The sequence below is a fragment of the Alishewanella sp. HL-SH06 genome, from assembly GCF_052656265.1.
The window spans coordinates 2,721,864-2,735,392 of sequence record NZ_CP199752.1; the positions used below are offsets into that span (position 1 = coordinate 2,721,864).

The following is a 13,529-nucleotide window of genomic DNA, read 5'->3' on the forward strand; positions in this document are numbered from 1 at the left end:
ATCCCTAGTTTTTTATTTTTGTCATAGGTATATACGCAGCCGGTAAAAAATACCTCCGCACTGTTTTTAACGATTGCTAATATTAATTTGTTCCGCAACCACGGCAACTCGGATCGGCAAGGTCGCTTCCAAAGCTGACAAGATGGCTTCACCATCCGCTAGGTGAAACACCCCACTGATCCGATAGTTTTTCACTTGTTCATCGATAATTGTAATTTTGCGGGTGCGATAACGATTAAATTCTTGTACAACATGATCAAGGCTCTCGTTATCAAAGCGCATAATGCCTTGACGCCACGTTTGTGCCTGACTCACTTGCTGTGGTTGATTCTGTTGAATGACCTCATTTTGCTCACTAAAGGCAGCTATATCGCCAGCGAGCAAAGCCTGCACGGCTTCAACCTCCGTTGCTTGCAAGGGTTTCACCAGGTTCTTCACCGCCACCTTACCTTCTAATACCGCAATCTTTAACAAGGTTTCATGAGGTAATTTTCTAACATTAAACTTGGTACCAATGACCTTAATTTGTCGCTCGCCGGTATCAATAATAAAAGGTCGATTGGCATCTTTAGCTACATCAAAAAACACCTCACCTCGGCTTAACGTTACTAAACGCTGACCAGCACTAAAGGCTACCGTTAGTGCTGACTGTGTATTCAGTGATAAGGTGCTGCCATCAGCTAGCAAAATATTGCTGACTTCACCCACTGCCGTTTCAAAGTGCCATACACCGCTGGTGAGTGGTTGTTGACGCTCGGTAATCCGAAACTCGTTGTCGTCTGAGGTCTTTTGCAAGGCAGTCTGCATTTGCTCTGTGGCAATGACTGCCACAGGCACATGGCCTGACTGAGGTATCACCGTTGGCGAGATACTTTGCAGTAGCACCAATAAACTCACTGCACTGACACTGGCGGCAGTTGCCAGCCACGTTAGCCAGTCATGACGAGCAGCTTTGGTTGTTTTTTTATAGTGTGGATGATAAAGCATCGCAGTAAAATCATAAGCTTGCAGCGCGGTTTGCCACTCCAACTCATGTTCTGGTTGCTCTTCGCGCCAGCGGCGTATTTGGCTCTCTTCACGCGCAGTTAATTCACCCGAGTACAATCGAGTAACATAGGCAATTGCTTGCTCACGTACGTTGAATTTAGCCATGCTGATTACTTCCTAAGGCCGCTGTGTCGACACTATTACGGATCACCAATAGCGCAGCGGAAATATGTTTTTCGACAGTAGAAACGGAAACGCCCAAATTGTCGCTAATTTCTCGATAACTTAACCCGTCAATACGATGCATTAAAAAAGCCTGACGTTGTTCTTGGCGGATCTGTTGCAGAGCACATTCAACTTGATGCAGTAAGCGTTTGTTATGTAACTGCCGATCGGGTTCATCAATGGCGATTAAATCGTTTAGTGCATATTCGCCTTGATGTTGGTCTGCACAGCGAACTTGAGCGCGCCTGGCTCGATCAATTAATAAATTACTGGCAATTTGAATTAAATAATTTCTTGCCGTATCAAGCCTACCGGCTAATTTTGCGGGTAAATCTTCAATTTGGCTGAGCCGCATATAAACTTCTTGCATGACATCATCACAATCCACGCTACTGTTCATGCGCACGCGAATAAAACGCCTTAGCGCAAAATCATGTTCTGCCAGTAAACGTTCGATCAGCTTATGGCTAGTTTGCTTTTCACGTTGGCGATTAAGTACGTTTTCAAGCACGGGCATCTTCTCTACTTTAACTCGTCTTACTATATACGCAGCCTAAAGAAAATACCTCCGCTGCTTATGTCGATTTTAATGACATTTATAACGTCATCCTCAACGCTATGAGCCATTGCTGCCTTGAATCTCACCCTGATGATCGCTTAGGGTTCGATGAAAAACATAGCCCAACCAATGCTAGGTTGTTTTGGCAAGAACCTGCAGGCTCGAACTAGCTTTGAGGGCTCGCTTGATACTCCCGCCACGTTAAAAACAGTCGCAGATCAAGCTCTAACTGATGGTAATCGGCCAACATATATTGACACAGTTGATAAAAGGCTTTGTTGTGATCTTTTTCACGCAGATGCGCCAACTCATGCACTACCACCATTTCTAACAGCGGCAGCGGTAACTGCTTTAACAAACTGGCCACGCGAATTTCATTTTTACTTTTTAGCTTACCGCCCTGCACGCGGCTAATTTGTGTGTGCGTGCCCAGCGCATTGTTGATGACATGCAGCTTGGGATCAAACACCACTTTACTGAGTGGCTCGCTACTTTTTAAATGCTGGCGTTTTAACTCAAGCGTATAGTGATATAACGCCTTATCAGTTTGCACCGCATGCACCGGCTCGGGATAACGCCGAGATAATACGTTACCTAATTGCTGCTTAAGAAGCAGTTCGCTAACTTGCTGCTGTACCTGTGCAGAGTAGCCTTGTAAATAACGTAATGCGCTCATACGACGTATTAATGATGGATTAGACAACCTAGGCGGCAGTATAGGGATTTTGTTTTAGGCTGTATAGCGCGAGAGCTTATCGGCAACAAGCGGAACATTACAGGGTTTTGAAAGCATAGTGCTTTAGCCATCGCATTAGGCATTCAGGTTAGCGGGCTGCAAACGAGCATCACTCACACACTTAAACAGAAAATGAATAGAAATTAAGTGTTCTGCCCTTTATTATCACGCCGATTACAACAACCCCAAATTTATAGGTACTGGCGATGTGGTTAAACAACGCGCTAATAACCGATACCGCGGTGCGTGCTTTTCGTAAACAACTAATACACTTAAGCCCAAAACATCTGGTGCTGGATGATTTATTTGATACGGCAAAATTGCATAACGTGTTAGCTGCCCTGCAACATGCATCGAACTGGCAAATGCAACAACATACCTACTCCGCCTTGTATGTCGACTCGTCTACATGGCAAAAAACCAACGCGCAACAGCGTTTTGTGCAACGCGATCTGTGGCAACGCCCCGAGCAAAATGACCCCAGCGATATCGCACAGCAATTTCTGCTATTTTTACGTAGTAGTGAATTTTTAGCTTTACTATCACGGCTGTTCAAAGTGGCTTTAACTGATATTAATGTGGCTAACCCTGCGATAAACACCAATTACTTTCGACTAAGCGCTAACGATTTTGTTAAACAACACGCGGATGACTCACCGGGTAGAGAACTGTGTATGTTGCTGTACTTAAACCAAGACTGGCGTGACGAAGACGGTGGCGAATTAGTATTTATGGGAACACATCAGCAACCTATTGCTATCTCACCACAGTTTAATCGCTGCGTGTTGTTTGATCCCGCCTCCCCCGGCGCTGAGCATTGGGTCAATGCGGTAAGCTCGAATAGCAAACAACACTATCGCTTTAATGTGACGAGTTGGTATTGGTCTGAATAACAGGCTTGATGAGAAGTTGATCTCGGCTTATCACTCTCTGGTGTAGTATAGCCGGTTACAGCTTGGCGCACGCTCGGCACTGGTGCGGCTCGACATTACGCCAAAGCAGGTCATGCTCCCCGGTGTCTGAATCGAACCTCTGGGTGCCCCCCTGTTTGTTATTTTGAGGCATTAATACAAAAGGCCCACGTAGTAAACGTGGGCTTTTATCAATTAACTTAATATGTTTAACTCACGTTTTGAATGCTCAATACCCAACTGAAACAGCAAAAAAAAGCATGAAGCAGGCAAGGATAATAAACACTAAGACTAGAGGAAAGATAAACTTAGCCCATTGCGTCCAACTGACTTGTGCGGTGGCTAAATAAGCTAATAAGGTGCCTGATGTTGGCGTAATCATATTGGTAATACCATTGCCAAACAAAAAGGCCAGCACAGTAGTTTGCGCGCCGACACCCGATAATTGACCGAGTGGTCCCAAGATTGGCATGCTGACGGCCGCTTGCCCTGAAGTTGAGGGGATCATCACATCTAACAGTAACTGTGAAATAAACATCCCTACTACGGCAACATAAGGATTGTCTTCGCCGATAATACCAACTAACCCATGCACTACCGCATCCAGCACTTTCCCGTTCTCCAACGTGATCGCGATGGCAAAGGCAACACCAATTAAAATACTTGCCAACAAAATCTTTTTCATACCGGCAACAAAAGCATCTGCCGCGCCACTGGCACCTAAACCGCTGCAGCTGGCCAAGATAATACTTAACCCTATGTAATAAGCGGTAAGTTGTTGGTTTTTCCACTGCCAAGTATTAGAGGCATACACTAGCCCAGCTATGCCGCTTAACATGATCAGTAATAGCAGCAAATGCCGCTTACTCAGTTTTTTACTATCAAACTCAATGGCAACTTGGGTATTAAAACCCGCCCGCCGGATCATTAACAGCATGAAAATGATACCGAAAAAACAAAAAAAATAAAGAAAAACAAGGTGCGCATTCCTGCACCACTAAAAATCGGTAGCCCCAATAACGGCTGCGCAATCGTTAGTGGTAATGGATTGGTTATTGAAGACAAATAACCAACCTTGACCGCAACCGTTAAAATAGCCAGCCCAATCAGGTTAGACATCCCTAACCTTCTAGCCAGCTCTACCATCAACGGAATAATCAATAAATATTCTGATGCTAACCCAAGAAAAGTACTGCCCAAGGCAAACATCGTCATTAAAAAAATCACCAAACCATAAATATTGCCTTTTACTGCAGAAAGTAGACGCTCTAAGCCGGCATCGACAGCGCCCGACTGATTCAAAATACCAAACATTCCACCGATGATCAGCACCATAAAAATCAACCCGCCGCCACGCTGCAACCCTGCGGGAATAGCCAGCAACACATCAACAACGCCAACAGGCTGCGCTTCTCCTGCTGTCGCATCCGCCACCGAGCCAAAAACATGACGCAAGGAACGATCTTTCTCAATCACCTGATAGCTACCCGCGACCACTAACCCGTCGGCACGCTGATAACTTCCCGAATCGAGTAAATAAGTCAGGCAAGATGCCAAAAACAAAATAAACAGTAAAACAACAATAGGGTTACTACCACTACGTGCCGTTTTGTTGAAAACAGGCTTGGGGGCGATGTGATTTTGCACTGTCATAAAGAATTACCTTGGACTAATGATGACAACTTGGCAGAAATAAAATCGCGGATGACTGCCGCAAGTTCAGCTAAATCACTTTGTAATTGGTAAAAGCCTGCATGTTTACTAAAGGTTTTTTCATCCATATACAAAGCCCGATTAATTTCTATTTGCACGCTATGGCGGTTATGTTGAGGATCAGCAAAACATTCGGTGAGGTAGCCGCCTTTATAAGGATGATTTACGGCAACGCTATAACCCGCTTTTTCAAAAAAATTGACCAGTATTTGTGTAAAGTCAGCATCGGCAGAGCGACCATCTTTATCCCCAATCACTATTGATGGCCGAGCTTGATTGTTATCAATATTCATAGCATTACCACGTGACTTCATGGAATGACAATCAATATGCCAAACAGCACCGAATGTTGCATGATAATTAGCCAGGAGCTCGGCTAAACATTGATGGTATGGCAGGTAAAAATCAGCAATCCGCTGCTGCACATCTGCCACGGCTAATGGCTGCTGATACATGGGTAAACCGGGCAATGCATAACGACGCAATAAGCCCATACCTCGCTGGCTGTAAGCCGTGGGGTTAATACTAGCGGGCCATTTACCGGCTATCATTTCCGGATCAATGTCATCAACCGCTCGATTTAAATCAATAACCATTCTGGACACTAAGGCGGTTAAAACCGTCGCACCAACCTGTGTTGCCGGCTGCCATAATTCATCAACATAGGCATCCCAGCCCGAACGCATTTGCGCCTCCGATGCTTGACATTGAAAACCTGCTGGCAACGCCATACCACTGTGTGGCGAGTCAAAAACAAGTGGAATAGCGGCGGCTTCAGGCAACAACAACTGAAAGCTTTTTATCATAGGGTTTCTCGTTTATACATTAAGCTCAAGGGCACGTGAAACGTGCCCCGTCTTTAACCATTAGAAGTCATACGTTATTTGCAAGTAATAGAAACGGCCTACAGCATGGTATGTTTGTTGATCAAAGTTAATATTGGTATTTACTCGCGAAGTAGGCGGTTGCTTATCAAATAAGTTGTTAATACCTAAACGCAAAGCAAGGCCATTGTCTAATTTATAACCACCAGTGAGATTGTGATAAAACATTGATCCAATATGGCTAGGCTGGTTAGCAAAGACTTCGGTAGTATCACCGATATAACGTACATCATAAGCCAGTGAGAAATGGTCGTTACGCCATTGGGTGGTCACATTACCACGCCATTCTGGATAAGCTTCTCGCACCCCAGCGAGGCCTTTTTTGTCTGTTGTCAAAGTAGATCCATCGGCTAAGGTTGCAACCTCAGCAAATTTATTAAGCTTGGAGACACTCGTGCTAAAGTCCCAACGCCCTAAGCTATTATTCAAACGGTAACGGATTACGGTATCAATCCCCGACACCTCGGTTTCATTCAGGTTCACCGGGCCATCAACCACATTGGTGATTTCACCCGTCGCACCGCGGCTGATCACGTTGCAGTTACGACCCGTAAAAGCACATAAATCAAGTAGGTTTTGCGTACCAAAAGCACTAATCGTGTTGTCAATTTTAATGTTGTACCAATCAGTGGTAATGCTAAAGCCCGTTAACCAAGAGGGGGTATAAACAACCCCCGTAGATATATTTTCAGAGGTTTCTGGGGTAAGTAAAATATTGCCACCAAGCGTAATTGGAATATTTGCATCAGTTTGCACATAAGCCGCGGGAATGCCAGCACAACCTGGTAAGTTGATATTGGCTGAGCAAGGATCATTCACCGGAGAGAATGAAGCGCGTTCACCTTCATAAAGCTCTAGTAATGATGGCGCTCGAAAGCCTTCGGCCCATGTAGCGCGTAACATAACATCCTGTATTGGCCGATAAAGCATCCCCACTTTACTGTTCGTTGTATTACCAAAGGTACTGTATTCTGAAAAACGTGAAGCCAAGTTCAACTCTAAAAGCTCTGCCAAAGGTACATCCGCTAACAACGGAATATTGAGTTCAAGATAAGCTTCATACAGATCGTACTCACCAATGGTACCGGTGCGTGGGGCTGAAGATGTAGTTTGATAGCGAGTCACTCGAACTGGCGAGTTAATAATGCTGTCTGGGGTATCGGTGCCCTGCTCTTTACGATACTCCATGCCGGTAGCCAGCAACACATCACCAGCCGGTAATTCAGCAATCGTATTAGTCAGGTTAAATCGTAGATGCTGCTGTTTTGCTTCATTAGCATCTTGCCCAGTGAAATTAATATAGTCCACCATTGCTGGCGTTAACGAATTAAACATATTTACCGGCACACAATCGGCAAGCAAATCGCTGACATCCGCTTGAATACCGGCCGCATTACAGGCACGTAAGCCTAATGCCAGCTTATCCAAATGTATTTGATTTATTGATGAAAAAGTACCTTCGTTTTTAGCGAAGGATGCAAAGGCATCCCAGCGCCAATCACCGCGTAAAAAACCCTCTAAACCGAGACCGAAACGCGTTGTTTCAACTTCCTGCACGTTTTTGCGTAAACCATTATCAACAAAAAAGTTGGTCATCACAAAATCGTTACCAGAGAACTCTACACCAAACGGATTTACACGAGGATCGTTTGCAATAATAAACCACCGACTACCATTTACGATTGGAATGACAGCAGAAAACTGTTGATCTGATTCACGACGATTATGTAACAATTCAACGCGTAGACGGGTCTCAGTAAAAATAGCGGTATCAGCTAATTGAAACTGTGCCTGGCCATACAAACTTAGCCGCTCATTCGGTGCAACGACGTAGTTATCATAATAGCGATTAAAACGATCATTTGTTGTCGCCGCACGCCAGTTGGCAAGGTTATTTCCATCAGTACCGGGCTCTCGCGTTATACCTTGAGCGGGTATGGTAAAGTCAACCCGTCCTGCTAAGCTGCTTTCTCGAAATAAACCTTCAGCTGTACCTAAAGATAAACCGTTCAAAGGCAATGCCGTGAGCTCGCGATCTTGGGTGTAAATAGGTTTTTGGTTGGAGTAACTGGCAGCAAAAAGAAAATTATGCTCTCCGACATCTTTACCCAATTTCAGATCTAAATTAGCGGTTTGTCGGTCACTTTCGCTGCTTTGTCCATAGTACGCTTTAACACTGGCCCCATCATAGTCTTTTAAAGTGTGAATATTAACTACACCGGCAATGGCATCGGCACCATAAATAGCCGTAGCACCATCTTGCAATACCTCAACGCGATCAATGATGGCAAATGGAATGGTGTTCAAATCAACAAAATCACGAAAACCACGACTACCCGCACCATTAACCCAGCGGTTACCGTTTACCAAAACTAAAGAGCGGTTTTCACCTAAATTGCGCAAGTTCATACTAGAAGTACCATGGCTGGTACCCGCAGAGCCATTATCATTTAAACTGGCACCAACCGAAGGTAGTCCTTGTAAGATTTCACCGATCGACATAGCCCCTTTAATGTCCATGTCGGCCCGTTCAATTGTTTGAATAGGGCTCCCTTCAGTTTCTCCTCGACGCAATATGCGTGAACCGGTAACAGCAATTACTTCAACAGACTTGTCAGCATGCTCTGCTGTTTGCTCTGCCTGTCGCGCATAACTTGGATTAGCTGCAAAAACTAAGGCACTACTGATGGCCAAAGTAAGCATAGATAATGGGTAAAGAGGATGTTTATTCATGGCGTTTCCCGCTGCTTGGTATTAATGATGTGTTGTGTCATCAAGAAAACTAGCAAAGGCAGCAAACCTATGCAATATTATGATTTTTTATTATCAGCCCATAACAAAATGCTATAGGAAGATATGGATAATTTAAATTTACGTAGCTTATTAAGCTTTCAAGCCATTATGCATACGGGTTCTGTCACGGCAGCAGCAAAGCAATTAGGTTTAACGCAACCTGGCGTTAGTCGGCTTTTAGCAAGTTTAGAAGCGCTTGTGGGCTTTCAGTTATTTTATCGCGAGCACAGCCGATTAATCCCAACTGCTGAAGCAAAAAATCTCGCCCCAGAGATTGATTTATTACTAAGTAATGCCAACCGCTTTTTAGCTTTAGCGAAAAACATTCATCGTACCGAAACAGGATCGTTAACCATGGTCGCGCCAGCCAGCTTTAATTCAGGCCCGCTAGCCGATGCTGTCGCCAGTTTCATCGAAAAATATCCCAAAATATCCATCAGTATTGACTCACACAGCCCGCAACTTGCTCGTGACTTAGTGGCTCAGCGCTCTATCGATTGTGGCTTTATTCAATTACCTGAGAACCATCCTGGCTTGATTAGCCAACCTATTTTGCAAAGCCCTATGGTATGCGCGGTGCCGATAAACCATGTTTTAAGCCAGCATAAGACACTACATTTGAATGATTTAGCTCAGCATCCGTTAATAATGCTGGGGCAAGGTCGACCATCTCGCCATAAAATTGAGCATATATTTAAAGAAGTTCACTTTCAGCCAACTATCCGATTAGAAACGCATAGTGTCGCTACGGCATGTGCTTATGTTAAACGCGGCTTAGGCATTGCGATTATCAATAAAGTATTGGCTCAGCAGTACGTTAATGATCAATTTAAACTCATTCCATTAGCACCACTGATTAATCATGAATACGGTTTTATTTATTCGGCATACGCACCAATGCCACGTTTAGTGCAGGCTTTTTATCGGCACTGTATTGCGTTTTTTGAACACGCTTCTGAGTAGCGCTTGTTATGATCAAGGCGAGCTGCAAATAAATCAGCTTTATACATGCATAAATAACAAGTTGGTAACCAAGTCTTCAATCTCAAGCGCATTAAAACAAAAGGCAAAAATTTTTGGCTTAGCCGCTTGATAGGGATGAATCCGGGCATCCTGCCCTTCACCCCTTCGGGGCCGCGCTAAAGCGCGTTCCAACTTGTTCCAGACAAGTTGGTCGAACCGTAGGGTTCAAACCAAGTCATCGATCTTTGCCGCATAAATGAATAAGGGCCACGCTTTGTGGTCGAGAGAGGGATTCACTCTCGCCATCCATGGCACTCGCCCTTCGGGTGGCAGAGCCATGCAAAACGGCTATCCTGCCGTTTTGTCGAACCTAAGGGTTCGAACCAAATCCTCAATCTCTGCCGCATAAATGAATAAGGCCCACGCTTTTGGCGTGGGCCTTATTCATTTATCTGGCGGAGAGAGAGGGATTCGAACCCTCGTTAGGGATTAACCTAAACACACTTTCCAGGCGTGCGCCTTCAGCCACTCAGCCATCTCTCCGGAACTTGCGTTGCAAGCGCGGCTATACTAGGGAAAAAGGCCGCGCTTAGCAATAACTAATTGGTATAGCACAAGCTTATTGCCGCTATTTTGGCCAATCCCTGTGTTACAAAAACTAAGCGTTACCTTTTACTACGGTTTTTTGTTCTTTAGCAAAATTCAACATACGGTCTAGCGGCAGTAATGCTCGCTCACGCAGTTGCGCATCAACAAGAATTTCATGGCCAGTAGGCTCTAGTAGCGCTTCCTCAATCGCTTTTAAACCGTTCATTGCCATCCAAGGGCAATGCGCGCAACTGCGGCACGTTGCGCCGTTACCGCCGGTTGGGGCTTCCATAAACGTCTTGTTTGGCATTAACTGTTGCATCTTGTAAAAAATACCGCGGTCAGTCGCCACAATAAAGATGTCATTCGGTAAGATTTGGCTGGCTTTAATCAGCTGGCTGGTCGAACCGACAGCATCGGCTAACTGCACCACGCTATCAGGCGATTCAGGGTGTACCAGTATAGCGGCTGTTGGATATTGCTTTTTCAGCTCAATTAACGCTTTAGCTTTAAATTCGTCATGCACAATACAGGCACCGTTCCACAGTAACATATCAGCACCGGTTTGCTTTTGCACATAAGCACCTAGGTGCTTATCTGGGCCCCACAGGATCTTTTTACCTTGGCTATCCAGGTAATCAACCACATCAAGCGCTATCGACGAGGTAACAACCCAATCAGCTCGCGCTTTAACGGCTGCAGAGGTATTGGCATACACCACGACCACACGGTCTGGGTGTGCGTCACAAAAGGCGGAGAACTCCGCCGCTGGGCAGCCTAAGTCTAACGAGCAGGTCGCTTCCAAGGTTGGCATAATGACCGTTTTTTCTGGCGTAAGAATTTTGGCAGTTTCGCCCATAAACTTAACGCCAGCCACCAACAAGGTTTTTGCAGAGTGCTGATTACCAAAACGCGCCATTTCTAACGAGTCAGATACACAACCACCGGTTTCTTCGGCCAGCGCTTGAATTTCTGGATCGGTGTAGTAATGCGCCACTAACACCGCATCTTTTTGCTGCAATAAGGTTTTGATCCGCGCTTTGTAAGCGGCTTTATCGTCGTGACTTAATGGCACAGGCTTTTTCGGAAAAGCAAAATCTTGCTCTGAAAAATACAACGGCTGATCCATAGAAGATACTCAGTAGCTGGTCAAGGCCGCGTATTATATAAGGCATAGCATAAAAAGGACAGTACAGATATGCGAAGCGATTAGGTGGTTTACGTTGCGAGTCTGAGTAGGCTACATATTTGCGAAGTGGTGGGTCGTGCTGGATTCGAACCAGCGACCAATTGATTAAAAGTCAACTGCTCTACCAACTGAGCTAACGACCCGCTTCGGTATACTGTATTGTGCAATTTGGTGGGTCGTGCTGGATTCGAACCAGCGACCAATTGATTAAAAGTCAACTGCTCTACCAACTGAGCTAACGACCCAAACAGGGTAAACGCGAAGTGGTGGGTCGTGCTGGATTCGAACCAGCGACCAATTGATTAAAAGTCAACTGCTCTACCAACTGAGCTAACGACCCACTTCGGTGTACTTGTTTGTGCGATTTGGTGGGTCGTGCTGGATTCGAACCAGCGACCAATTGATTAAAAGTCAACTGCTCTACCAACTGAGCTAACGACCCTAACCGCGGACGCATATCTTACTGATTTACGTAATTAGTGCAACCAAAAACTGTATTTTTTTCGGCTTTAGCCGGCTGACTGCTTAAAATCCCAGCGGATTGGTGTAGGGCTGCAGACGAATTGTTTAATCGCTAAACAACAGAAAGAAAAAACCCGGCACCAGGCCGGGTTGATCATTTAAGCGCCTCGAGGCGTTCCTTTGCCAGTTTGGCAGCCGTAGAGCTACCATGTGCAGATACCAGAGTTCGATAATGCCCTAAAGCGGTGGCTTTATCGTTGTTGCGTTCTGCTATCTGTCCAAGCTTCAATAATGCATCTGCCACTTTGCTTGATTCGGCGAAGTTTTTCACTACGCGTTCAAACTCCGTTTTCGCTTTAGCTAGCTCGCCATTGTTAAACAACAACTGCCCTAACCAATAGTGTGCGTTGGGTGCATATACTGAATTTGGATAAGTACGCAAAAAGTTCTCAAATTCAGGAATAGCAGCATCATAGCGTCGGTCTTTCAACACCATGTTGACTGCTCTGTCATAGGCGTCGTTTTCCGAGACGTTACCCGAAACCATGACAGCCGAGCCACTCGTAGCCGGTGTGGCTGAACTCGGTGCAGCGTTAGATGCCCCACCTTGTACAGCACTCACCCGCCGTTCTATTTCCTGGTAAATATCACGCTGTCGCTGGATAATCTCGTCCAGCCGGTATGAATGAGTTTCAGTGACCCCACGGAGATCGCTTACTTCATCCAGTAGAATCTGCAATTGTTGCTGCATACGCACTTGGCCTTCGGCGCGGGCTTCAACCACCCGCTCCAACGTTGCCAATCGCTGCTCTACTGTACCCACTGCAGCTGCAGTGGCTGATGTTGAAGTTGTTCTGCCGCTTTTACTTATCTCAGTAACCGGCGCCGGATTTGCCCAGACGCCAACACTGACTAAGGACATTGCTATAAGCAGAGGTTTCTTCACTATCATCCTCACTCGTACCTTTTTAATTAGTAAACTAATACACCGCGACGGTTTTTAGCATAAGCTGATTCGCCTGTCTCACGTACTGCTGGCTTTTCTTCGCCGTAGCTTACTGTAGAGATCTGGCCAGCGCTTACGCCCAGGTTCTGTAAATACTGAACCACAGACATTGCACGACGCTCGCCTAACGCGATGTTGTACTCTGGCGTGCCACGTTCGTCAGTATGACCTTCAACAGTCACACGTACGCTTGGGTTAGCGCGCAGGAACTCACCGTGAGCTTGCAGAACTTCTGCAAATTCTGGACGGATAGTTGCTTTGTCGAAATCGAAGTATACGGTGTTTTCACGACGTAATGCTTCCATTTTTAAACGCATTTGTTCAGCAGCAGCAACCGCTGGATCTACACGTTCAACTTGTACAGTTTGAACTGTGTTAGCAGACGTGTCAGCGTCGCCAGCACCTGTTGAAGACTTTGAGCTACAAGCAGCTAAAGTTAATACTGGAACTGCGATTAACAGACCTTTTAACACTTTATTTAAGTTCATCATTTGTCCTTAGATTAGATTAGAT

Annotated in this window: 12 protein-coding genes and 5 tRNA genes; 2 read left to right on the forward strand and 15 right to left on the reverse strand. The window is 45.4% G+C overall.

Annotated features, from left to right (window positions below; translation table 11 throughout):
* Positions 1 to 66 precede the first annotated feature (66 nt).
* The 3 genes from ACUJFK_RS12445 to ACUJFK_RS12455 all read right to left on the reverse strand — a co-directional run bounded on the left by ACUJFK_RS12445 (position 67) and on the right by ACUJFK_RS12455 (position 2,447).
* The gene (locus ACUJFK_RS12445) at positions 67 to 1,152 is read right to left on the reverse strand and encodes a FecR family protein (protein ID WP_445425067.1); all 1,086 of its coding nucleotides are present in this window, start codon (positions 1,150 to 1,152) and stop codon (positions 67 to 69) included.
* Entirely contained in the window at positions 1,145 to 1,729 is a 585-nt protein-coding gene (locus tag ACUJFK_RS12450; RefSeq protein WP_306178170.1) for an RNA polymerase sigma factor, read from the reverse strand. The genes ACUJFK_RS12445 and ACUJFK_RS12450 overlap by 8 nt, the downstream gene beginning before the upstream one ends.
* Positions 1,730 to 1,937: 208 nt before the next feature.
* The gene (locus ACUJFK_RS12455) at positions 1,938 to 2,447 is read right to left on the reverse strand and encodes a M48 metallopeptidase family protein (RefSeq protein WP_445425068.1); all 510 of its coding nucleotides are present in this window, start codon (positions 2,445 to 2,447) and stop codon (positions 1,938 to 1,940) included.
* A gap of 266 nt (positions 2,448 to 2,713) precedes the next feature.
* Here ACUJFK_RS12455 and ACUJFK_RS12460 point away from each other — a divergent pair, with 266 nt between their 5' ends.
* The gene (locus ACUJFK_RS12460) at positions 2,714 to 3,400 is read left to right on the forward strand and encodes a 2OG-Fe(II) oxygenase (protein ID WP_445425069.1); all 687 of its coding nucleotides are present in this window, start codon (positions 2,714 to 2,716) and stop codon (positions 3,398 to 3,400) included.
* Between the two features lie 247 nt (positions 3,401 to 3,647).
* Here ACUJFK_RS12460 and ACUJFK_RS12465 read toward each other — a convergent pair whose 3' ends face one another.
* Genes ACUJFK_RS12465 through ACUJFK_RS12480 form a run of 4 tightly spaced genes read right to left on the reverse strand, consistent with a single transcriptional unit; the run spans position 3,648 to position 8,748 of the window.
* Positions 3,648 to 4,355 (reverse strand): hypothetical protein, encoded by a 708-nt coding sequence (locus ACUJFK_RS12465; protein ID WP_445425070.1) that lies wholly within the window; start codon positions 4,353 to 4,355, stop codon positions 3,648 to 3,650.
* Entirely contained in the window at positions 4,346 to 5,071 is a 726-nt protein-coding gene (locus ACUJFK_RS12470; RefSeq protein WP_445425071.1) for a hypothetical protein, read from the reverse strand. Before ACUJFK_RS12470 ends, ACUJFK_RS12465 begins: the two co-directional genes overlap by 10 nt.
* Entirely contained in the window at positions 5,068 to 5,937 is an 870-nt protein-coding gene (locus ACUJFK_RS12475) for an N-formylglutamate amidohydrolase (RefSeq protein ID WP_445425072.1), read from the reverse strand. The genes ACUJFK_RS12470 and ACUJFK_RS12475 overlap by 4 nt, the downstream gene beginning before the upstream one ends.
* Positions 5,938 to 5,997: 60 nt before the next feature.
* A complete protein-coding gene (locus tag ACUJFK_RS12480) occupies positions 5,998 to 8,748 on the reverse strand; it encodes a TonB-dependent receptor (protein ID WP_445425073.1) in 2,751 nt (916 codons plus the stop codon).
* Between the two features lie 123 nt (positions 8,749 to 8,871).
* On the opposite strand from ACUJFK_RS12480, the gene ACUJFK_RS12485 reads away from it, so the two are divergent.
* Entirely contained in the window at positions 8,872 to 9,771 is a 900-nt protein-coding gene (locus ACUJFK_RS12485; RefSeq protein ID WP_445425074.1) for a LysR family transcriptional regulator, read from the forward strand.
* A 453-nt stretch (positions 9,772 to 10,224) separates the two neighbouring features.
* On the opposite strand, the gene ACUJFK_RS12490 is transcribed toward ACUJFK_RS12485, so the two are convergent.
* The 8 genes from ACUJFK_RS12490 to pal all read right to left on the reverse strand — a co-directional run bounded on the left by ACUJFK_RS12490 (position 10,225) and on the right by pal (position 13,504).
* Positions 10,225 to 10,314 (reverse strand) — tRNA-Ser (locus ACUJFK_RS12490).
* 115 nt (positions 10,315 to 10,429) lie between these two features.
* Positions 10,430 to 11,488, reverse strand: a complete 1,059-nt coding sequence (gene nadA, locus ACUJFK_RS12495; RefSeq protein WP_445425075.1) for a quinolinate synthase NadA — start codon at positions 11,486 to 11,488, stop codon at positions 10,430 to 10,432.
* Between the two features lie 127 nt (positions 11,489 to 11,615).
* Positions 11,616 to 11,691 (reverse strand) — tRNA-Lys (locus ACUJFK_RS12500).
* Positions 11,692 to 11,717: 26 nt separating this feature from the next.
* Positions 11,718 to 11,793, reverse strand: a tRNA-Lys gene (locus ACUJFK_RS12505).
* Positions 11,794 to 11,812: 19 nt separating this feature from the next.
* Positions 11,813 to 11,888, reverse strand: a tRNA-Lys gene (locus ACUJFK_RS12510).
* 26 nt (positions 11,889 to 11,914) lie between these two features.
* Positions 11,915 to 11,990 (reverse strand) — tRNA-Lys (locus tag ACUJFK_RS12515).
* A 174-nt stretch (positions 11,991 to 12,164) separates the two neighbouring features.
* On the reverse strand, positions 12,165 to 12,962 hold the full coding sequence (ybgF, locus tag ACUJFK_RS12520) for a tol-pal system protein YbgF (RefSeq protein ID WP_445425076.1): 798 nt from the start codon (positions 12,960 to 12,962) through the stop codon (positions 12,165 to 12,167).
* A 20-nt stretch (positions 12,963 to 12,982) separates the two neighbouring features.
* Positions 12,983 to 13,504, reverse strand: a complete 522-nt coding sequence (gene pal / locus ACUJFK_RS12525; RefSeq protein WP_226750336.1) for a peptidoglycan-associated lipoprotein Pal — start codon at positions 13,502 to 13,504, stop codon at positions 12,983 to 12,985.
* Positions 13,505 to 13,529 lie beyond the last annotated feature (25 nt).

Excerpts from the sequence above, each read along its gene's own strand:
- ACUJFK_RS12445 (WP_445425067.1), bottom strand. The coding sequence starts at position 1,152 with ATGGCTAAATTCAACGTACGTGAGCAAGCAATTGCCTATGTTACTCGA.
- ACUJFK_RS12450 (WP_306178170.1), bottom strand. The coding sequence starts at position 1,729 with ATGCCCGTGCTTGAAAACGTACTTAATCGCCAACGTGAAAAGCAAACT.
- ACUJFK_RS12455 (WP_445425068.1), bottom strand. The coding sequence starts at position 2,447 with ATGAGCGCATTACGTTATTTACAAGGCTACTCTGCACAGGTACAGCAG.
- ACUJFK_RS12460 (WP_445425069.1), top strand. The coding sequence starts at position 2,714 with ATGTGGTTAAACAACGCGCTAATAACCGATACCGCGGTGCGTGCTTTT.
- ACUJFK_RS12465 (WP_445425070.1), bottom strand. The coding sequence starts at position 4,355 with ATGCTGTTAATGATCCGGCGGGCGGGTTTTAATACCCAAGTTGCCATT.
- ACUJFK_RS12470 (WP_445425071.1), bottom strand. The coding sequence starts at position 5,071 with ATGACAGTGCAAAATCACATCGCCCCCAAGCCTGTTTTCAACAAAACG.
- ACUJFK_RS12475 (WP_445425072.1), bottom strand. The coding sequence starts at position 5,937 with ATGATAAAAAGCTTTCAGTTGTTGTTGCCTGAAGCCGCCGCTATTCCA.
- ACUJFK_RS12480 (WP_445425073.1), bottom strand. The coding sequence starts at position 8,748 with ATGAATAAACATCCTCTTTACCCATTATCTATGCTTACTTTGGCCATC.
- ACUJFK_RS12485 (WP_445425074.1), top strand. The coding sequence starts at position 8,872 with ATGGATAATTTAAATTTACGTAGCTTATTAAGCTTTCAAGCCATTATG.
- nadA (WP_445425075.1), bottom strand. The coding sequence starts at position 11,488 with ATGGATCAGCCGTTGTATTTTTCAGAGCAAGATTTTGCTTTTCCGAAA.
- ybgF (WP_445425076.1), bottom strand. The coding sequence starts at position 12,962 with ATGATAGTGAAGAAACCTCTGCTTATAGCAATGTCCTTAGTCAGTGTT.
- pal (WP_226750336.1), bottom strand. The coding sequence starts at position 13,504 with ATGAACTTAAATAAAGTGTTAAAAGGTCTGTTAATCGCAGTTCCAGTA.